Origin of the sequence: Duganella sp. 3397, from assembly GCF_031456625.1 — a bacterium.
GTDB lineage: Bacteria > Pseudomonadota > Gammaproteobacteria > Burkholderiales > Burkholderiaceae_D > Rugamonas > Rugamonas phyllosphaerae.
In genome coordinates this window covers 698,312-717,308 of the sequence record NZ_JAVDVB010000003.1, presented here as the reverse complement: position 1 = coordinate 717,308, position 18,997 = coordinate 698,312, and the positions used below count along the sequence as shown (strand labels likewise).

At 61.8% G+C, this 18,997-nt stretch carries 19 protein-coding genes; 17 read left to right on the top strand and 2 right to left on the bottom strand.

Translation table 11 applies throughout. The features are described 5' to 3' along the window. Positions 1–12: 12 nt before the first annotated feature. Together J2X54_RS11950 and J2X54_RS11945 are read right to left on the bottom strand one after the other, a co-directional pair. Positions 13–318, bottom strand: coding sequence for a hypothetical protein (locus J2X54_RS11950; RefSeq protein ID WP_310180918.1), 306 nt, complete (start codon positions 316–318; stop codon positions 13–15). A 102-nt stretch (positions 319–420) separates the two neighbouring features. Beyond that, positions 421–1,104 (bottom strand): Bax inhibitor-1/YccA family protein, encoded by a 684-nt coding sequence (locus J2X54_RS11945; protein ID WP_310180916.1) that lies wholly within the window; start codon positions 1,102–1,104, stop codon positions 421–423. Positions 1,105–1,388: 284 nt separating this feature from the next. Between J2X54_RS11945 and ndk the strand changes: the two genes are divergently transcribed. The 17 genes from ndk (at position 1,389) to J2X54_RS11860 (ending at position 18,912) form a co-directional block, all read left to right on the top strand. Next, positions 1,389–1,796 carry a nucleoside-diphosphate kinase gene (gene ndk, locus J2X54_RS11940; RefSeq protein ID WP_019920462.1) on the top strand — a complete coding sequence of 136 codons (408 nt, stop codon included), beginning with the start codon at positions 1,389–1,391 and terminating at the stop codon, positions 1,794–1,796. A gap of 67 nt (positions 1,797–1,863) precedes the next feature. Then, positions 1,864–3,036, top strand: coding sequence for a 23S rRNA (adenine(2503)-C(2))-methyltransferase RlmN (gene rlmN, locus J2X54_RS11935; protein ID WP_070250789.1), 1,173 nt, complete (start codon positions 1,864–1,866; stop codon positions 3,034–3,036). Positions 3,037–3,068: 32 nt separating this feature from the next. Further along, positions 3,069–3,863, top strand: coding sequence for a type IV pilus biogenesis/stability protein PilW (pilW, locus tag J2X54_RS11930; protein ID WP_310180898.1), 795 nt, complete (start codon positions 3,069–3,071; stop codon positions 3,861–3,863). 7 nt (positions 3,864–3,870) lie between these two features. Further along, complete coding sequence (locus tag J2X54_RS11925) at positions 3,871–4,929, top strand: RodZ domain-containing protein (protein WP_310180896.1); 1,059 nt, start codon at positions 3,871–3,873, stop codon at positions 4,927–4,929. A 23-nt stretch (positions 4,930–4,952) separates the two neighbouring features. Next, positions 4,953–6,221 carry a flavodoxin-dependent (E)-4-hydroxy-3-methylbut-2-enyl-diphosphate synthase gene (gene ispG / locus J2X54_RS11920; protein WP_070250783.1) on the top strand — a complete coding sequence of 423 codons (1,269 nt, stop codon included), beginning with the start codon at positions 4,953–4,955 and terminating at the stop codon, positions 6,219–6,221. 156 nt (positions 6,222–6,377) lie between these two features. After that, a complete protein-coding gene (gene hisS, locus J2X54_RS11915; protein ID WP_310180894.1) occupies positions 6,378–7,727 on the top strand; it encodes a histidine--tRNA ligase in 1,350 nt (449 codons plus the stop codon). 46 nt (positions 7,728–7,773) lie between these two features. Further along, entirely contained in the window at positions 7,774–8,436 is a 663-nt protein-coding gene (locus tag J2X54_RS11910; protein ID WP_310180892.1) for a tetratricopeptide repeat protein, read from the top strand. 56 nt (positions 8,437–8,492) lie between these two features. Beyond that, on the top strand, positions 8,493–9,629 hold the full coding sequence (gene bamB, locus J2X54_RS11905; protein WP_310180890.1) for an outer membrane protein assembly factor BamB: 1,137 nt from the start codon (positions 8,493–8,495) through the stop codon (positions 9,627–9,629). 4 nt (positions 9,630–9,633) lie between these two features. Continuing rightward, positions 9,634–10,983, top strand: a complete 1,350-nt coding sequence (gene der / locus J2X54_RS11900) for a ribosome biogenesis GTPase Der (RefSeq protein ID WP_310180887.1) — start codon at positions 9,634–9,636, stop codon at positions 10,981–10,983. 246 nt (positions 10,984–11,229) lie between these two features. Beyond that, positions 11,230–11,466, top strand: a complete 237-nt coding sequence (gene hfq / locus J2X54_RS11895; protein WP_019920453.1) for an RNA chaperone Hfq — start codon at positions 11,230–11,232, stop codon at positions 11,464–11,466. A gap of 48 nt (positions 11,467–11,514) precedes the next feature. Next, positions 11,515–12,741 (top strand): GTPase HflX, encoded by a 1,227-nt coding sequence (gene hflX / locus J2X54_RS11890; protein ID WP_310180885.1) that lies wholly within the window; start codon positions 11,515–11,517, stop codon positions 12,739–12,741. Between the two features lie 14 nt (positions 12,742–12,755). Further along, on the top strand, positions 12,756–14,069 hold the full coding sequence (hflK, locus tag J2X54_RS11885; RefSeq protein ID WP_084640830.1) for an FtsH protease activity modulator HflK: 1,314 nt from the start codon (positions 12,756–12,758) through the stop codon (positions 14,067–14,069). Continuing rightward, positions 14,069–14,962: a protease modulator HflC gene (gene hflC, locus J2X54_RS11880; RefSeq protein ID WP_070250772.1), complete on the top strand. Its 894-nt coding sequence runs from the start codon at positions 14,069–14,071 to the stop codon at positions 14,960–14,962. Before hflK ends, hflC begins: the two co-directional genes overlap by 1 nt. A 255-nt stretch (positions 14,963–15,217) precedes the next feature. Further along, the gene (locus J2X54_RS11875) at positions 15,218–16,378 is read left to right on the top strand and encodes an ATP phosphoribosyltransferase regulatory subunit (protein WP_310180879.1); all 1,161 of its coding nucleotides are present in this window, start codon (positions 15,218–15,220) and stop codon (positions 16,376–16,378) included. Positions 16,379–16,382: 4 nt separating this feature from the next. Further along, a complete protein-coding gene (locus tag J2X54_RS11870; protein ID WP_310180877.1) occupies positions 16,383–17,693 on the top strand; it encodes an adenylosuccinate synthase in 1,311 nt (436 codons plus the stop codon). A 25-nt stretch (positions 17,694–17,718) separates the two neighbouring features. Further along, positions 17,719–18,264, top strand: coding sequence for a phosphoribosyltransferase (locus J2X54_RS11865; protein ID WP_070250767.1), 546 nt, complete (start codon positions 17,719–17,721; stop codon positions 18,262–18,264). Positions 18,265–18,315: 51 nt separating this feature from the next. Next, positions 18,316–18,912: a MarC family protein gene (locus J2X54_RS11860; RefSeq protein WP_019920446.1), complete on the top strand. Its 597-nt coding sequence runs from the start codon at positions 18,316–18,318 to the stop codon at positions 18,910–18,912. The last annotated feature ends 85 nt before the right edge of the window (positions 18,913–18,997 follow it).

Here is an 18,997-nt window from a genome sequence, read left to right as displayed (position 1 = left end):
TCGAGGTGGAGGTTAGGTTAAATGCCAGCGCTGGCGAACCCAGCGCACTGACGTAACGCCGCCCGCAAGTGCCCCTGTCGCCAGCCAGCCCAGGTAGAAAATGACCGCAAGCTGTGACCTCAGCGTCGGCTCGAAGCCGATCGTCAGCATGGCGAGGAGGGCCGCGATCACGACGCCGGCGCCGGCGCCGCCAGCAAAGATAATCGCCAGGGCGAAGGCAGAGCGGGTGGAATACTTGAAGCGAAATAAACAGAACAGGCCGGTGAACAGCGGTGTGCCGACGATGATCATGAAGATAATCGGGACTGCGGGACCCATGGCGCTCCGATGTGTTTTGATTGATAAAAAAGCCGCCAACCCCTGCAGGTTGGCGGCTTTTGTGGTGCGCCGGTCAGGAAGACCCGGCGTGAGCGCTGCAGCTTAGTCGCGGCTACCGCCGGCAAAGCCCAGCAGGGCCAGCATGTTGGTGAAGATGTTGTAGACGTCCAAATACAGGCGCAGGGTGGCGCTGACATAGTTGGTTTCGCCGCCGTTGACGATCTGCTGCACGTCATACAGGATGTAAGCCGAGAAGATGGCAATGGCCACGACCGAGATCACGATGCTCAGGGCGGGAATGGCGAAGAAGATGTTCGCAATCGACGCCAGGATCAGCACGATCACGCCGGCGAACAGCCAGGTACCCATGCCCGAGAAATCACGCTTGGTCACGGTAGCGATCGAGGCCAGTACCGCGAACACCGAAGCCGTACCACCGAACGCCATCATGATCAGCGTGCCGCCGTTGGAAAAGCCCATGATGCGGGTGAGCAGCGGCGTGAGCATGATGCCCATGAAGAAGGTGAAGCCCAGCAGCAGGGCCACGCCCAGGCCGGAGTTCTTGTTCTTCTCGATCGCCCAGATGAAACCGAATGCGCCGGCCAGGAACACGATCATCATCAAACCGCCACCGAGTGGCAGATGCAGCGCCATGCCGAGCGCAGCGCCCATGACGGTCGGGATCATCGACAGCGCCAGCAACCAGTACGTGTTCCGCAACACGTTGTGCTGCACCGCCCGGCGACCGCTACTGAGGTCGTAGGTGTTTTGTTGCAAGTTGTTCATGATGCCTCCAATAGTTGGTGCGGAGCAAATCCGCTTAGTTAAAAGGATAGCACGCCCGCGCATAATTACCCAAAAAACTGGGGCAAAAGCACTTAAAGGGGGCTTAAACAAGCGGTAAGCGCCCGATATGGTGCCAGTCCGCCCCAAAAATGCCCGCGCAGCGCCATTGTTCGGGCCAATCTGGTGCCGGTTTTAGGAATGCGCAAATGTTCTATGTTAAAATCGAAGGTTGATTGAACTATCAATTCTTGTTTTAAACCTTTCTTTTTATTGGAGTTTTTCAAATGGCAATCGAACGCACCCTGTCGATCATCAAACCAGACGCAGTTGCAAAAAACGTAATCGGCCAAATCTACAGCCGCTTCGAAAACGCTGGCCTGAAGATCGTTGCTGCGCAAATGAAGCAACTGTCGCGTGAAGAAGCTGAAGGCTTCTACGCTGCGCACAAAGAGCGCGGCTTCTTCAAGGATCTGGTCGATTTCATGGTGTCGGGTCCAGTCATGATCCAGGCCCTGGAAGGCGAAAACGCCGTCCTGAAAAACCGCGAACTGATGGGCGCTACCGATCCTAAGAAGGCTGACAAAGGCACCATCCGTGCTGATTTCGCCGACTCGATCGACGCCAACGCCGTTCACGGTTCGGACGCTGTTGAAGCCGCACAAGTAGAAATCGCCTACTTCTTCGGCAAGTAATTTTTTGTAATGTTCCCGTTTCCACCTTGGTGGAAACGGAAATTTTTTGTACTGTTTTGAATAGACTATGAACGCACCTCTGACCAACTTGCTGGACTTCGATCCCGCGCAGCTTATCGCTTATTGCGCCGAGTTGGGGGAGAAACCGTTCCGCGCCAAGCAACTGCAACGCTGGATCCACCAGTTCGGTGCGTCGGATTTCGACAGCATGACCGATCTGGCCAAGTCGCTGCGCGACAAACTGAAAACCCGCGCCTTCGTGGCCGCGCCTGCCATCATCAGCGACAACACGTCCACTGACGGCACCCGCAAATGGCTGATCGACGTCGGCAACGGCAACGCGGTCGAAACCGTGTTCATCCCGGAAGAAAACCGTGGCACGCTGTGCATCTCCACCCAGGCCGGTTGCGCCGTTAACTGCCGCTTCTGCTCGACCGGCAAGCAGGGCTTTTCGCGCAACCTGTCGGTCGGCGAAATCATCGGCCAGCTGTGGATGGCTGAATTTGAACTGCGTCGCACCAAGGGCATCGAGCCCGGCCCCAAGGGCGAGCGCCAGATCACCAACGTGGTCATGATGGGCATGGGCGAGCCGCTGCTCAACTTCGAACCGACCGCCACCGCACTCAAGCTGATGTTGGACGATAACGCCTACGGCCTGTCGCGCCGCCGCGTGACCCTGTCCACCTCGGGCGTGGTGCCGGCAATCGACCGCCTGGCGCAGGAAGTGCCGGTTGCGCTGGCGGTCTCGCTGCACGCGTCCAACGACGAGCTGCGCAACAGCCTGATCCCGCTGAACAAGAAATACCCGCTCAAGGAATTGATCGCCGCCTGCAAGCGCTACCTGCAATATGCGCCGCGCGACTTCATTACCTTCGAATACTGCATGCTCGATGGCGTCAACGACAGCGACGAGCACGCGCGCGAACTGATCGCGCTGGTGCAGCACCCGGTCGATGGCATCAACTGCAAATTCAACCTGATTCCATTCAATCCGTTCCCGGAGTCGGGCCTGCTGCGCTCGAAAAATCCCCGCATCAAGGCCTTCGCCCAGATCCTGGTCGATGCCGGCCTGGTCACCACCATCCGTAAAACCCGTGGCGACGACATCGACGCCGCCTGCGGCCAGCTCGCCGGCGAAGTGCAGGACCGCACCCGCGTCCAGGAACGCATGGGCAAGATGGCCGAGTACCAGCAAAAGTTCGGCGCCAATTTCGGCAAGATCGTGGAGATCCATTCCTGATGGCGCGTTGGGCGCAGCAAAACCGGTGTCGCATGGCCATGCTCGGGATGTTCCCGCTGCTGGCCGTCGCACTGGGCGGTTGCGTCACGACCCCGGATAGTCCACAATCTGCCAGTGGCGCCGACAGCGCGCGGACGCCGGGCAGCGCCGAGCGCAAGGCGGCGATTCGCACGCAACTGGCGGTCGGCTATTTCGAGCAGGGCCAGTACACGGTAGCGCTGGGCGAAATCAAGCTGGCGCTCGCTGCCGAGCCCGACAACGCCGAGGCGCTGGGCTTGCGCGGCCTGATCGAGCAAGCGCTGGGTCAACCCGCTGCCGCCGACGAGAGTTTCCGCCGCGCCCGCAAGCTGGCGCCGGAAAATCCGGACCTGGCCAACAATTACGGCTCTTTTTTGTGCGAGAGCGGCCGCGTGGCCGAGGCGTTGCCGCTGTTCGATACCGCGCTGGCCAACCGCGCTTACCGCTCGCCGGCCGGCGCCGCCAACAATGCTGGCGCGTGTGCATTGAAAATCAAGGATTACGCCAGCGCGGAGCGTTATCTGCTGCAAGCGTTGCAGTTGACGCCCGATCTGCCGGCCACCAACGCCAATCTGGCGCGGCTGTACGTGGAAAAACGCGATGTTCAGCGCGCGCATTTCTTCGTGACCCGCCTGGGCGACGTGGCAAAGATGGAGAGCCTGACGGCCGATGTGCTGTGGCTCGGGATTAAAGTGCAGCATCAGGTGGGCGATACGGGAAAACAAGCTGGTTGGGTCACGCAGTTGCGCACCCGCTACCCCGGCTCGACCGAGTATGCTGCTTATCAACGTGGGGCGTTTGATGAGTGAGACAGCAATGAATTCTGAGTGGGTAGAACCGCCAAAAGACCAGGCCAAAACCGGCCTGGCCACGCCCGGAGCACAATTGAAGGAACAGCGCGAAGCGCTGGGCCTGTCCGTGGAACAGATCGCCGACCAGCTCAAGCTGGCGCCGCGCCAGGTGGTGGCGCTCGAAGCCGGCGATTATGCATCGCTGCCCAATATGGCGGTCACGCGCGGTTTCGTGCGCGCCTATGCCAAGGTGGTGCGCATCGACGCCACGCCGCTGGTGGCGATGATCGAAGTGCGTTCGCCCACCAGCCCCGAGGTATCGCCCCCGCGCAAGGAAATCGCCGCCACCTTCTCCGATACGCGGATGCCGCTGATGAAGTCGCGCCACTCGCATACCGGCGCCTGGGTGATGGGCGGGGTAGCGGTGGTGGTCGTGGTCGGCGGGATTTTCCTCTACCAGAGCGGCCTGATTGCCCACACGCTGGCGTTGTTCGAACGTGGCGCCGATAGCGCTGCCGTGGCCACCGAGCCGGCCAAGACCGATACGACGGTGGCGCCGCTCGAGACCACGCTGGTCAAACCAGGCCAGGAAACCGCAGCGCTGCAGTCGCCCAATGTGCCGCTGGTGTCGGTGCCACCGGTCGATGGTGGCGGCGCAGCCAATGCCGGCACGGTCGCCGGCGTGGCGCCCGCGCCCGCTGCTGCTGGCACTGTCGCAACCCCAGCCACCGCACCGGTCAACACGCCGGCTCCTACCGTCAATGGCCAGCCGGCTACCACGGCAGCCACCAGCACGGCACCTGCCGCTGCAACGGCAGCCACGCCAGTTGCTGCGGCCAGCCTGACCGGCACCGCGCTGGTGTTGAAAGTGACCGAGGATTCGTGGGTCGAGATTCGTCGTCCGGGCGCCGCGCCGCTGATTTCGCGCGTGGTCAAGGCCGGCAGCACCGAAACCTTCGACATCAAGGGCCCGTCGCTGCTGATCGTCGGCAAGCCCGCCGGTGTTCAGGCGTCGCTGGGCGGCGCGCCGCTGGCGTTGCCGCAAATCGCCGGCGGCACCATCGCCCGCGTGAACATTAAATAAATCAAGTACCGAGTTAAACGACCATGTCTTCTACGCCAACAGCTATTCCTTCGGGCCAGTCACCGCGCCGCGCCAGCCGCAGCGTGCTGGTGGCGCACGGCCAGCGCCAGATCTGGGTGGGCGGCGACGCCCCCGTGGTGGTGCAGTCGATGACCAATACCGACACCGCCAACGCCATCGAAACCGCGATCCAGATCCGCGACCTGGCCCGCGCCGGGTCCGAGCTGGTACGCCTGACCGTGGACCGCCCCGAGTCGGCCGAAGCCGTGCCCTACATCCGCGAACAGCTCGACAAGATGGACGTCGATGTGCCGCTGGTCGGCGATTTTCACTACAACGGCCACACGCTGTTGAACGATTATCCCGAGTGCGCCAAGGCGCTGTCGAAGTACCGCATCAACCCGGGCAACGTGGGCAAGGGCGCCAAGCGCGACACCCAGTTTGCACAGATGATCGAAGTGGCGGCGCGCTACAACAAGCCGGTGCGCATCGGCGTCAACTGGGGCAGCCTGGACCAGGCGCTGCTGGCGCGCATCATGGATGAAAACGCCGGCCGCGCCGAGCCGTGGACCGCGCAGCAGGTCATGTACGAAGCGCTGATCACGTCGGCCATCGAGAACGCCGTGCGCGCCGAAGAACTGGGCCTGGCGCGCGACAAGATCATCCTGTCGTGCAAGGTCTCCGGCGTGCAGGACCTGATCGCCGTGTACCGCGAACTGGGCAAGCGCTGCGACTATCCGCTGCACCTGGGCTTGACCGAAGCGGGCATGGGCAGCAAGGGCATCGTGGCGTCCACCGCCGCGCTGTCGGTGCTGCTGCAAGAGGGTATCGGCGACACCATCCGCATCTCGCTCACACCGGAGCCGGGTGGCGACCGCACCAAGGAAGTGGTAGTGGGGCAGGAGATCCTGCAAACCATGGGCCTGCGCAAGTTCACGCCGATGGTGATTGCATGCCCCGGTTGCGGCCGTACTACGTCGACGACCTTCCAGGAACTGGCCGACAACATCCAGACCTTCCTGCGCGACCAGATGCCGGAATGGAAAAAGACCTACCCGGGGGTGGAAGCGATGAACGTGGCCGTGATGGGCTGCATCGTCAATGGCCCCGGCGAATCGAAACACGCCAACATCGGCATCAGCCTGCCCGGCACCGGCGAATCGCCGGCTGCGCCGGTGTTTGTCGATGGCGCCAAGTTTGCGACCTTGCGCGGCGAGCGGATCGTGGAAGAGTTTCACGAGATCGTGTTGAATTATGTGAAGGCCAACTACGGCAAGGCTGTGGCAGCGTAGTTGTATAGTTAAATGCCGTCAGCGCCGCTGGCCGTAGAGTCGTCATTCCCGCGCAGGCGGGAATCCATAGACCGCCGGCCAGGATGCTCAGCATGGATTCCCGCGTGCGCGGGAATGACGGATTCAAGAGTTGTGGTATCGGTAAAGAAAACGAATATGTCCGAAAATAAAAAAGCTGAAAAAATCACCGCCGTCAAAGGCATGAACGACATCCTGCCGCAGGATTCGCACCTGTGGCAGCTGTTCGAGAACACCGCGCAATCGGTCGTGCAAAGCTATGGCTTCCAGCAGATCCGCACCCCGATCGTGGAAGACACGGCGCTGTTCAAGCGCGCCATCGGCGCGGTCACCGACATCGTCGAAAAAGAGATGTATTCGTTCACCGATTCGATGAACGGCGACCAGCTGACCCTGCGCCCCGAAGGCACGGCCGGCGCGGTGCGCGCGGTGATCGAGCATAACCTGGTGTACGAAGGTCCGAAGCGCGTGTGGTACACGGGACCGATGTTCCGCCACGAGCGTCCGCAGCGCGGTCGCTATCGCCAGTTCTACCAGTTCGGTTGCGAAGCAGTAGGCTTTACCGGTCCGGACATCGATGCCGAGATGATCATGCTGTGCCGCCGCCTGTGGGACGACCTGGGCCTGGAAAACATCCGCCTCGAACTGAACTCGATCGGCGACGCCGACGAGCGCGCGCGTCACCGCGTGGACCTGATCGCGTACCTGGAAAGCCACGAAGCGCTGCTCGACGCCGAAGCCAAGCGCCGCCTGCACAGCAACCCGCTGCGCATCCTCGACACCAAGAACCCTGCCATGCAGGACATGGTCAATGGCGCGCCGAAACTGCTCGACTACCTGGGTGAAGAATCGCTGGCGCACTTTAACGGCGTGCGCAAGATCCTCGACCACAACAACATCCCGTACGTGATCAACCCGCGCCTGGTGCGCGGCCTCGATTACTACAACCGCACCGTGTTCGAGTGGGTCACCGATGCGCTGGGCTCGCAAGGCACCGTGTGCGCGGGCGGTCGTTACGATCCGCTGATCGCCTCGTTCGGCGGCAAGCCCACGCCAGCTGTCGGTTTCGCCATGGGCATCGAGCGCCTGCTCGAGCTGATGAAGGAAGTGGGCGAGCCTGAGCAGCCTAACCTGTGCGACGTGTACCTGGTGCACCAGGGCGAGGCAGCCCAGCTGCAATCGTTCGTGCTTGGCGAGCGCCTGCGCGACGCCGGCCTCGACGTGATCATGCATGGCTCCACCAGCAATGGTCCTGGCAGCTTCAAGAACCAGATGAAAAAAGCCGACGGCAGCGGTGCGTCGTTCGCGGTCATCATCGGTGAAGACGAAGTGACCAATCACACCGCGTCGGTCAAGGCCATGCGCGGCGCCGAAGGCGAGCAGCAGGCCACCGTACCGTTCGACGAAGTGGTCGACTACGTGGTGGACCAGATCACCGGCAGCGGCGACCATCACCACCACGTGCACGACGAGCACTGCAATCACTAAGCTGTTTGTATTCAAACCTTCCCAACTTTTTAGCAGACGAACTGACATGGCATACGATCTCGAAGAACAAGAACAACTCGCTACGCTCAAAGCATGGTGGGAGCGTTACGGCAACCTGACGACCTGGATCATCATCATCGCCCTGGCCGCTTACTCGGGCTGGGCCGGCTGGAACTACTACCAGCGCAACCAGACCACCCAGGCCTCGGCCCTGTACGAGGAACTGCAACGCGCGGTCGAAGCCAAGGACAACACCAAGGTCCAGCGCGCCGCCACCGACATGGAAAGCAAGTTCGCCAGCACCGCTTACGCCCCGATGGGCGCACTGGTGGCCGCCAAGAGCGCCTTCGATGCCAACGACGCCAAGACCGCCAAGGCCCAACTGCAATGGGCGATCGAGCACGGCGCCGACGAGTTCAAGGCGATCGCCAAGGTGCGCCTGGCCGGTTTGCTGCTCGATGAAAAAGCGTATGACCAGGCGCTGAAAGCGCTGGACGGCAACGTGCCGCCAGCGTTTGCCGGCTCGGTGGCCGACCGCAAGGGCGACATCCTGGCGGCCCAGAACAAGCTGGCCGAAGCGCGCACCGCCTACCAGGCCGCGCTGGACGCCACCGACAAGAAAAACCCGGGCCGCCAGCTGATCCAGCTGAAGCTGGAAGCGATCGGCGGCAGCGTGCCGGCCGACAAACCAGCCAAGGCAGCGGCGTAAGCGTCAGCGCGTTCCACGACTCCGGATAACCCGTAACGAGCAAGGTTGAAAATTTTATGCGCATCACCGAAAAAGCTATTGCTGCAAGCCTGCTGGCACTGTTGGCTGGTTGCTCCTTGTTTGGCTCGAAAGACACCAAGAACCAGCCAGCACCGCTGGTCGAACCGCCGGGCAGCATGCAGCCGCCCGTGGCCTGGAAGTATTCGCTGGGCAAGGCCGGCAATGCCGTCTTCACCCCGGTGCTCGCTGGCGACAGCGTATACCTGGCCGACGGCGACGGCGTGCTGGCGCGCGTGAATGCTGCCACCGGCAAGGAAATCTGGCGCATCAAGACCGGCACCGACCTGACGGCCGGCGTGGGCAGCGATGGCGAGGTCGTGGTGGTTGGCGACAAGAAAGGTGTTATCCTTGCCTTTGATGCCAACGGTAAAGAATTGTGGAAAGCACAAGCCTCGAGCGAAGTGCTGTCCTCGCCGGTGGTCGGTGGCGGGGTGGTGGTGGTACGCAGTGTCGATAACGTCATTACCGCGTACGAAGCCAAGACCGGCGCCAAGCGCTGGAACGTCACCCGTACCACGCCCGCGCTGACCCTGCGCAATGCGCCGGGCATGGTGATCAACGGCCCGAACGTGTATGTCGCCCAGCCGGGCGGCAAGCTGGTGGTGCTGGCCCTGATTGGCGGTTTGCCGCGCTTCGAAGTGGCGGTCGGTGAGCCGCGTGGCGCGACCGAACTCGAACGCGTGACCGACATTGCCGGCGCACCCGTGATTTTCGAAAAAGATGTGTGCGCCGTGTCGTACCAGGGCCGCGTGGCCTGCTACGACGCCACCACCGGCGCGCCGTCCTGGAGCAAGCCTGCTTCGTCCGACGTGGGCGTGGCAGTGGACCAGCGTTTTGTATTCGTCTCCGACGACAAGGGCGAAGTTGCCGCCTATAGCCGCGAAAGCGGCAGCAACGCCTGGAAGAACGACAAGCTGTCCTATCGCCGCCTCTCGACCCCCGTGTCGTATGGCCGCGCCGTGGCCGTTGGCGACTACCAGGGTTACATCCACTTCCTGTCGCGGGAAGATGGCGCTTTGCTAGGTCGAGTCGCGACCGATGGCAGCCCGATCCAGTCGGCTCCCGTCATCGCCGGCTCGAATTTGATTTTTCAAACTCAAGCAGGAACTGTGACCGCTCTCGCGGTCGAGTAATTCAATGAAGCCGGTAATCGCACTTGTGGGTCGACCCAATGTAGGGAAATCGACCTTGTTTAATCGTCTGACCCGCTCGCGCGATGCGCTGGTGGCGGACTTGCCTGGGTTGACGCGCGATCGTCACTATGGCGAGGGCCGTGTCGGCGAACGTCCCTTCCTCGTCATCGACACGGGCGGCTTCGAGCCGGTCGCCAAGGAAGGCATCATGCATCAGATGGCCAAGCAGACCAAGCAAGCCGTAGCCGAGGCCGACATCGTCGTGTTCCTCGTCGACGGCCGCCAGGGCCTGACGCCGCATGATAAAACCATTACCGACTTCCTGCGTAAAAGCGGCCGTCCGGTCATGCTGGTCGTGAATAAATCGGAAGGCATGCGCTATACCGCCGTGGTCTCCGACTTTTACGAGCTGGGCCTGGGCGAGCCGTATTCGATCTCGTCCGCGCACGGCGACGGCGTGGCCGACCTGGTGGAGGAGGCGCTGAACCTGGCCTTTGCCCAGCGTCCCGACGAGCCGGAAGAACTCGATCCTGCCCAGCGCGGTGTCAAGATCGCCCTGGTCGGTCGTCCCAACGTGGGCAAATCGACCCTGATCAACACCCTGGTCGGCGAAGAGCGCGTGATCGCCTTCGACATGCCGGGCACTACCCGCGACTCGATCGAGATTCCGTTCGAGCGCGAAGGCAAGCAGTACACGCTGATCGACACGGCCGGTATTCGCCGCCGCGGCAAGGTGTTCGAAGCGATCGAGAAATTCTCGGTCGTCAAAACCCTGCAGTCGATCTCGGAAGCCAACGTGGTCGTGCTGATGCTCGACGCCCAGCAGGATATCTCCGAGCAGGATGCCCACATCGCCGGCTTCGTGCTGGAAACGGGCCGCGCGCTGGTGATCGCCGTCAACAAGTGGGACGGCCTGCGCACCGACGAGCGCGACGAGATCAAGATCGACATCGACCGCAAGCTCGACTTCCTGTCGTTCGCCAAGATGCACTTTATCTCTGCACTGAAGTCGCAGGGCATCGGTCCACTGATGAAGTCGGTCGATGCGGCTTACGCGGCTGCAATGTGCAACCTGTCCACGCCCAAGCTGACCCGCGCGCTGATCGAAGCGGTGGAAAAGCAGGAGCCACGGCGCAAGGGTTCGATCCGTCCGAAGCTGCGCTATGCGCACCAGGGCGGCATGAACCCGCCGGTCATCGTCATCCACGGCAACGCCCTGGAAGCGGTGGGCGATCCGTACAAGCGCTACCTCGAGAAGCATTTCCGCGATACGTTCAGCTTGATAGGCACGCCGCTGCGTATCGAGCTGCGCACGGGTAAAAACCCGTTCGACAAGCGTACCGAAAAGAAGTAATCGCGTGACAACGCCGGGTCACGTTATTGTGACCTGGCTTTCTCCTTAGTTTTCAATTAAATAGGCTGTTTTTTTGCGGTGCGACACTGCAAAAAAAGCAAAAACAGGTTACAGTGGCTTGGAAGCACCATTCCCTACGTGGCGAGCGGTGTTTCAGCGAATATCATTTGACTTTCGCTGGGCCACGTACTTGAAATCAAGCGTTTCGCCTCCAAATCTAACACAACAACATAAAATGGAGCTGTTATGAGCAACAAAGGGCAACTGTTACAAGACCCATTCCTCAACGCACTGCGCAAAGAGCACGTGCCGGTGTCGATCTACCTCGTTAACGGCATCAAGTTGCAGGGCCACATCGAATCGTTCGATCAGTACGTCGTACTGCTGCGCAATACTGTGACCCAGATGGTGTACAAGCATGCCATCTCCACCGTGGTGCCGGCTCGCGCCGTCAACCTCAGCATCGATAACGACGCGGACTAAGCGCTTGCCTTACCCTTACTGCGTCACCCCAACCTTACAGATCGTCGTATGCGTGCAGCTCTAGTCGGTATTGATTTCGGCCAGGGCGACTTCGCCGCCAGCGTCGAGGAACTGCAACTGCTGGCCCGTTCAGCAGGTGCGGAACCCGTGACGACGATCACCGCCAAGCGCTCCGCCCCGGACTCCGCGTATTTCGTCGGCAGCGGCAAGGCTGACGAAATCGGCCAGGCCGTGCTCGACGAGCGTATCGAAATCGTCATCTTCAACCACGCTCTTTCGCCGGCCCAGCAGCGCAACCTGGAAAAGCGCCTGAATATCCGTGTGCTCGACCGTACCAGCCTGATCCTCGACATTTTCGCCCAGCGCGCTGCCTCGCACGAGGGCAAGCTGCAGGTGGAACTGGCGCAGTTGCAGCACCTGGCCACGCGTCTGATCCGCGGCTGGACTCACCTGGAACGGCAAAAGGGCGGTATCGGCCTGCGCGGTCCCGGCGAAACCCAGCTCGAAACAGACCGCCGGCTGATCGGCGAGCGTGTAAAAGCCCTGCGCGCGCGCCTGGCCAAGCTGCGCAAGCAGCATGAAACCCAGCGCCGTTCGCGTGGCCGCAGCCAGACTTTTTCCGTGTCGCTGGTCGGCTATACCAATGCCGGCAAGTCCACCCTGTTCAACGCGGTGACCAAGGCCGGCGTGTATGTTGCCGACCAGTTGTTCGCCACGCTGGACACGACCTCGCGTCGCGTCTACATGGGACAGGAAGTGGGCAACGTCGTGTTCTCGGACACGGTCGGCTTCGTGCGCGAATTGCCGCACCAGCTGGTGGCGGCATTCCGCGCCACGCTCGAAGAGACCATCCACGCCGATTTGCTGCTGCACGTGGTGGACGCTTCGTCGCCGGTGCGCATGGAGCAGATCGAGCAGGTCAACCTGGTGCTCAAGGAAATCGGCGCCGATCATATTCCGCAAATTTTAGTGTGGAACAAGATCGATGCCGCTGGCCTGGAGCCTTCGGTCGAGCGCGACGAATATGCTAAGATTTCCCGCGTTTTCCTCAGCGCCCGCACCGGTGTCGGCGTGGACCTGCTGCGCGAAGCGGTGGTGGAATGGGCCAAGGCGGCCCCGGGCGCCAGGCTCAACGAAGCGTACCCGATCGATGCGGACGAAGCAGAGCTCGATACAGACGATGCAGCGCAGGAGCCGGAGCCGGACAGGTCTGATTCCGGCGACGACAGCAGTACCTCGCGCAGTTCCCCTACAACTCACGTTGGATCCCACTAATGCGTGTCCCATCAATGATCAAACGTCTCGGCATCAAGCTGTCGCTGAACGACCCCCGCTGGGGCTCGGACAAGAAAGACGGCGAGCCGCAGGCGAACGAAGGCAAAAAGCCTGGCGAAGGCCCTCCCGACATGGAACAGTTGTGGCGCGATTTTAATGAGCGCCTGAACAATTTCTTCGGCCAGAAAAAACGCCCGGACAACAATAACAACGGCAACAACAACGGCGGGGGCGGCATGCCGCGTCCCGATCCGGCCGGCATGCGCGCCACCGCTGGCGCGATTGCCGGCGTGGCCGCGCTGATCTGGCTGGCCTCGGGCTCGTTCATCGTGCAAGAGGGCCAGGCCGGCATCGTCTACACCTTCGGCAAATACACGCACTCGACCGGATCCGGTTTCAACTGGCGCTGGCCGTACCCGTTCCAGTCGAACGAAACCGTGCGCGTGTCGCAGATGCGCATGGTCGAGATCGGCTATCGCGGCAACATCAAGAACAAGCAGACCCAGGAATCCCTGATGCTGACCGATGATGAAAACATCATCGACATGCAGCTGGCCGTGCAGTTCAAGCTGAAAGACCCCGTGGCCTGGCTGATGAACAACCGCGACGAGGAAGAAACCGTGCGCCAGGTCGCCGAGACGTCGATCCGCGAAATCGTCGGCAAGAACAAGATGGACTTCGTCCTGTACGAGGGCCGCGACAAGGTCGCCTACGAAACCCAGGTGCTGATGCAAGCCATCCTCGACCGTTACGCTTCCGGCGTGCTGATCTCGGGGGTGACCCTGCAGGCAGTGCAGCCGCCCGAGCAGGTGCAGAGCGCCTTTGATGATGCGGTCAAGGCTGGCCAGGATCTGGAACGCCAGAAGAACGAAGGCCAGGCTTACGCCAACGACGTCATTCCGAAAGCGCGCGGTACCGCTTCGCGCCTGATGCAGGAAGCCGAAGCGTACCGTTCGATGGTCACCGAGAACGCCACCGGTAACGCCAACCGCTTCAAGCAGGTGCTGGTTGAGTACCAGAAGGCGCCGGCTGTGACGCGCGACCGCATGTACCTCGACACCATGCAGCAGATCTTCTCGAGCACCAGCAAGGTGATGGTCGACTCCAAGAACGGCAACAACCTGCTGTACCTGCCGCTCGACAAGCTGATCGCCCAGGCCGCTGCTGGCGATGCTGCCCGCAACAGCAATAATAGCAACAGCGCCGGTTCGCCAGCGACCGCGCCGACCACGGCAACGCTGCCGGCCGACGTGATGCCATCGGTGGAAGTGAGCCGCCAGCGCGAGCCGCGCCCGCGGGATTCCTCACGTGAACGGGAGAGTCGTTAATGAATCGCATAGTCAGTACCCTCGTGGCAGGTTTTGTCCTGCTGCTGATCCTGTCGTCGATGATCTTCGTGGTCGACCAGCGCAAGTATGCCATCGTGTTCGCGCTGGGCCAGATCAAGGAAGTCGTGCGCGAGCCAGGTTTGCACTTCAAGCTGCCGCCACCGTTCCAGAACGTGGTGCTGCTCGATAACCGCATCATGACCATCGAGTCGCCGGACGCCGAGCGCTTCATCACGGCCGAGAAGATGAACATTTTGGTCGACAGCTTCGTCAAGTGGCGCATTGGCCGCAACGAAGGCCAGGCCAAGCTGTACTACGTCACCTTCGGCGGCGACGAAACCCGTGCCCGCGACCGCATGTCGGTCATCATCAAGTCGGCGCTGAACGAGGAAATCACCAAGCACACGGTGAGCGAAGTGATCTCGGGCAAGCGTGGCCAGGTGATGGAAGCGATCCGCAACAAGGTGGTGCAGGAGTCGGCCCAGATCGGCGTCGAGATCATCGACGTGCGCCTGAAACGCGTGGAATACGTCGAGCAGATCAACAACTCGGTGTACGAGCGCATGAAAGCCGAGCGCCTGCGCGTGGCCAACGAGCTGCGTTCGACCGGTTCGGCAGCGTCCGAAACCATCCGCGCCGACGCCGACCGCCAGCGCACCGTGATCCTTGCCGAAGCCTATCGCGACGCCGAGAACATTCGTGGTGAAGGCGATGCGAAAGCGTCGCAGATCTACGCCGAAGCGTTCGGTCGCAACCCGGAGTTCTACAAGTTCTACCGCAGCCTCGAGGCGTACCGCACGACCTTCAAGAGCCAGGGCGACGTGATGGTGGTCGATCCGAGTTCGGACTTCTTCAAGTACTTCAAGAGTTCCGGTAGCAGCGGTCAGAAGTAACAGGGGAGGGCGCCTGTCCTGGCGCTTTGTTCCTGCCCGCACCCGCTGTTCCGTCATCCCCGCGCAGGCGGGGATCCAGTTTTTCCGGTCCGCCCGCAAATTGGATTCCCGCCTGCGCGGGAATGACGACTCGGCCCCCAGGGCGCATTTTTTACCTCCCCCCAAGCATTTTCGCGTAAAATATCAGGTTCGGCCTGTCACTTGTTGACACGCGGCGCCCGCGCCCCATTGTTCATTATTTAATCATTGTCTCCCATGCCGAATTGGCTTTTGCCCGAGAATATCGCCGACGTGTTGCCGTCGGAAGCCCGCAAGATTGAAGAACTGCGTCGTTTGATGCTGGATAACTTCCGTCTGTACGGGTACGAACTGGTGATGCCACCGCTGCTCGAGTACCTCGAGTCGCTGCTCACCGGCACCGGTACCGACATCGACCTGCGCACCTTCAAACTGGTGGACCCGATCTCGGGCCGCCTGCTGGGCCTGCGTCCCGACATGACCACCCAAGTGGCGCGCATCGACGCCCACCTGCTCAACCGTGCTTCGGTCACGCGCCTGTGCTACGCCGGCAACGTGCTGCACACGCATCCGTCGGGCCTGCACGCTACCCGCGAGCCGCTGCAGATCGGCGCCGAAATCTACGGCCACGCCGGCCTGGAAGCGGACGCCGAAATCCAGGAGCTGGCGCTGTCCACCCTGGCATTGGCCGGTTTCCCGCAAGTGCGGCTGGACCTGACCCACGTCGGTGTGCTGCGCGCGATCATCGAGGGCGACGCTGCTGCTGCCAGGGACGAAGCGGCGCTGTACCTGGCGCTGCGCGCCAAGGACGTCTCGGACCTGAAAGCGCTCACCGCCAACTACGCGCCGCAAACGCGCGACGCGCTGCTGGCGCTGACCCAGCTGTACGGCGACATCGACGTGCTGAAAAAAGCGCGCGAGGTGCTGCCGGACCTGCCGGGCATCGCCAAGGCCTTGGCCGAACTGGCGGCGCTGGCTGCATCGGTGCTTGGCCGCGCCGAGGTCGCCATCGACCTGGCCGACCTGCGCGGTTACCAATACGAAAGCGGTGCGATGTTCGCGCTGTATGTGCCAGGCTTGCCGAACGCGGTGGCGCGCGGCGGCCGTTACGATCACGTAGGCGAAGCCTTCGGCCGGGCCCGTCCCGCCACCGGTTTCTCGCTCGACCTGCGCGAGCTGGCGCGCCTGTTACCCACTGCGGAACGCAAGCATTCGATCCGCGCGCCGTGGGGCAATGCGCCTGAATTGAAAGAAAAAATCGCCGAGCTGCGCAAGTCCGGCGAAGTCGTGATCCAGAGCATGCCTGGTCACAGCAACGAGCTGGACGAGTTCGAGTGCGATCGCGCGCTGGTGCTCGACGATAACAGTAGTCAATGGATTCTTAAAAACTTAGGTTAGTGTGATGTCAAACAAAAACGCAAAGAATGTGGTCGTCATCGGCACCCAATGGGGTGACGAAGGTAAAGGCAAGATCGTCGATTGGCTGACCGATCATGCACAAGGTGTGGTGCGCTTCCAGGGCGGTCACAACGCCGGCCACACGCTGGTTATCGGCGGCGTCAAAACCGCGCTGCAACTGATACCTTCGGGCATCATGCGCCCAGGCGTGGCCTGCTACATCGGTAACGGTGTGGTGGTGTCGGTGCCGGACGTGCTGCGCGAAATCGACAAGCTGGAAAAAGTCGGTGTCGAAGTGGCCTCGCGCCTTAAAGTGTCGGACGCAGCGCCGGTCATCCTGCCTTACCACTCGGCACTCGACCTGGCCCGTGAAGCCAAGCGTGGCGAAGCGAAAATCGGCACCACCGGCAAGGGCATCGGCCCGGCCTACGAAGACAAGGTCGCCCGTCGTGCCATCCGCGTGGCCGACCTGCTCAACGAAACGCGCTTTGCCGAAAAGCTGGCCGAGAACCTCGACTACCATAATTTCGTGCTGGAACACTATCTGAAAGCACCGAAGGTCGACTACCAGAAGACCCTGGACGACGCGCTGGCCTACGTGCCACGCCTGCGCCCGATGGTCACCGATGTCTCGAGCGCGCTGTACGCCGCCCACAAGGCTGGCGCCAACCTGCTGTTCGAAGGCGCGCAAGGTTCGCTGCTGGACGTCGATCACGGCACCTATCCGTTCGTCACCTCGTCGAACTGCGTGGCAGGCAATGCCGCCGCCGGTGCTGGCGTGGGTCCGAACATGTTGCACTACATCATGGGCATCACCAAGGCCTACACCACCCGCGTCGGTTCCGGTCCGTTCCCCTCGGAACTGCCAACCGATGCAGGCGTTGGCCATCACCTGGCGCAAGTGGGCCACGAGTTCGGCACCGTGACGGGCCGCGCTCGCCGCTGCGGCTGGTTCGATGCCGCGCTGCTGCGTCGTTCGGTGCAAATCAACGGCGTGACCGGCATGTGCCTGACCAAGCTGGACGTGCTCGACGGTATCGAAACCCTGAAACTGTGCACCGGCTACACTATCGACGGCGTCACCGTGGACATCTTCCCGTCGGGCGCCGAAGAAGCGGCCCGCTGCGTGCCGATCTACGAAGAAATGCCAGGCTGGACCGAAAGCACCGTCGGCGCCAAGACCATGGAAGCGCTGCCGGCCACCGCCCGCGCCTACATCAAGCGCATTGAAGCGCTGGTCGGCGTGCCAGTCGACATGGTCTCGACCGGGCCGGATCGTGAAGAAACGATCGTGCTGCGTCACCCGTTCGCCTAATCGTTCGCATAATAAGAGGAATGTCATGAACAACCCGCAAACCAATGAAAAACACCTCTGGGTGTCCTGGGACGAATACCACCGCCTGATCGAGCGCCTGGCGCTCAAGGTGCATGAGTCTGGCTGGAAATTCGACATGGTGCTGTGCCTGGCGCGCGGCGGCGTGCGTCCTGGCGACGTGTTCTCGCGTATTTTCGACGTGCCGCTGGCGATCCTGTCGACCAGCTCGTACCGCGAAGACAAGGGCACCACCCAGGGCGACCTCGACATCGCCAAGTACATGACGATGACCAAGGGCCCGCTGTCGGGCAAGATCCTGCTGGTCGACGACCTGGCCGATTCGGGCGTTACCCTGATCAAGGTCATGCAGCACCTGAAGGAAAACTTCGATGGCGTGACCGAAGTGCGTTCGGCCGTGATCTGGACCAAGGGCAGCTCGGCCTTCCGTCCTGATTACCAGATGGAAGAACTGCCGCACAATCCGTGGATCCACCAGCCGTTCGAGGACTACGACGGCCTGCGTCCGCATCAACTCGCGGCATGGATCAAAAAAGGCGACACCGCGCAGTAATCGGTGACACAAGGGGAGCTTCGGCTCCCTTTTTAATTCAAGAACAAAAACATGACCCAAGATTTCTTTCAGACCTTCATCCTGCTGGTCCTGGTGACCGATCCTTTCGGTAACGTGCCGCTATTTGCCAGCGTGCTCAACCCCGTGCCGCCGGCACGCCGCCCGCGCATCGTGATACGCGAGTGCGCGATCGCCTTTGGCCTGCTGCTGATCTTCATGTTCTTCGGTCGCCATTTCCTGGCCGCGCTGCATTTGTCCGAGGTGGCACTGCGCATCGGTGGCGCCGTGATCCTGCTCTTGATCTCGATCCGCATGATCTTCCCCCATCCTGATGGCGTGCTGGGCCGCACCGACGGCGCCGAGCCGTTCATCGTACCGCTGGCCATACCCGCGCTGGCCGGCCCGTCCGCGCTGGCCACCGTGCTGCTGTTCTCGAGCGAGAGCACCGGCGAGGTGCTGGTGCACGTGGCGGCGCTGGCGGCCGTGGCCGTGGTGTGGCTGGCCGTGTTCCTGTCGGCCGAACGGCTGCAAAAAGTGCTGGGTCCGCAGGTGATGACCGCGTTCGAACGGCTGATGGGGCTGATCCTGACCGCGATGTCGATCGAGATGTTGCTGAGCGGAATACGCGAGTTCGTCAAAACCTTGTAGGGTCGCGGGACCGCGTCCCGATTGAAAAAAACGCTGTACAGTGCGCAAGCAACGGCGCTACAGTGGCTGAAACAACAATGTAAAC

What these genes read in the sequence shown, in the direction of transcription:
- J2X54_RS11950 (WP_310180918.1), bottom strand. Translation starts at nt 318, where the DNA reads ATGGGTCCCGCAGTCCCGATTATCTTCATGATCATCGTCGGCACACCG.
- J2X54_RS11945 (WP_310180916.1), bottom strand. Translation starts at nt 1,104, where the DNA reads ATGAACAACTTGCAACAAAACACCTACGACCTCAGTAGCGGTCGCCGG.
- ndk (WP_019920462.1), top strand. Translation starts at nt 1,389, where the DNA reads ATGGCAATCGAACGCACCCTGTCGATCATCAAACCAGACGCAGTTGCA.
- rlmN (WP_070250789.1), top strand. Translation starts at nt 1,864, where the DNA reads ATGAACGCACCTCTGACCAACTTGCTGGACTTCGATCCCGCGCAGCTT.
- pilW (WP_310180898.1), top strand. Translation starts at nt 3,069, where the DNA reads ATGGCCATGCTCGGGATGTTCCCGCTGCTGGCCGTCGCACTGGGCGGT.
- J2X54_RS11925 (WP_310180896.1), top strand. Translation starts at nt 3,871, where the DNA reads ATGAATTCTGAGTGGGTAGAACCGCCAAAAGACCAGGCCAAAACCGGC.
- ispG (WP_070250783.1), top strand. Translation starts at nt 4,953, where the DNA reads ATGTCTTCTACGCCAACAGCTATTCCTTCGGGCCAGTCACCGCGCCGC.
- hisS (WP_310180894.1), top strand. Translation starts at nt 6,378, where the DNA reads ATGTCCGAAAATAAAAAAGCTGAAAAAATCACCGCCGTCAAAGGCATG.
- J2X54_RS11910 (WP_310180892.1), top strand. Translation starts at nt 7,774, where the DNA reads ATGGCATACGATCTCGAAGAACAAGAACAACTCGCTACGCTCAAAGCA.
- bamB (WP_310180890.1), top strand. Translation starts at nt 8,493, where the DNA reads ATGCGCATCACCGAAAAAGCTATTGCTGCAAGCCTGCTGGCACTGTTG.
- der (WP_310180887.1), top strand. Translation starts at nt 9,634, where the DNA reads ATGAAGCCGGTAATCGCACTTGTGGGTCGACCCAATGTAGGGAAATCG.
- hfq (WP_019920453.1), top strand. Translation starts at nt 11,230, where the DNA reads ATGAGCAACAAAGGGCAACTGTTACAAGACCCATTCCTCAACGCACTG.
- hflX (WP_310180885.1), top strand. Translation starts at nt 11,515, where the DNA reads ATGCGTGCAGCTCTAGTCGGTATTGATTTCGGCCAGGGCGACTTCGCC.
- hflK (WP_084640830.1), top strand. Translation starts at nt 12,756, where the DNA reads ATGATCAAACGTCTCGGCATCAAGCTGTCGCTGAACGACCCCCGCTGG.
- hflC (WP_070250772.1), top strand. Translation starts at nt 14,069, where the DNA reads ATGAATCGCATAGTCAGTACCCTCGTGGCAGGTTTTGTCCTGCTGCTG.
- J2X54_RS11875 (WP_310180879.1), top strand. Translation starts at nt 15,218, where the DNA reads ATGCCGAATTGGCTTTTGCCCGAGAATATCGCCGACGTGTTGCCGTCG.
- J2X54_RS11870 (WP_310180877.1), top strand. Translation starts at nt 16,383, where the DNA reads ATGTCAAACAAAAACGCAAAGAATGTGGTCGTCATCGGCACCCAATGG.
- J2X54_RS11865 (WP_070250767.1), top strand. Translation starts at nt 17,719, where the DNA reads ATGAACAACCCGCAAACCAATGAAAAACACCTCTGGGTGTCCTGGGAC.
- J2X54_RS11860 (WP_019920446.1), top strand. Translation starts at nt 18,316, where the DNA reads ATGACCCAAGATTTCTTTCAGACCTTCATCCTGCTGGTCCTGGTGACC.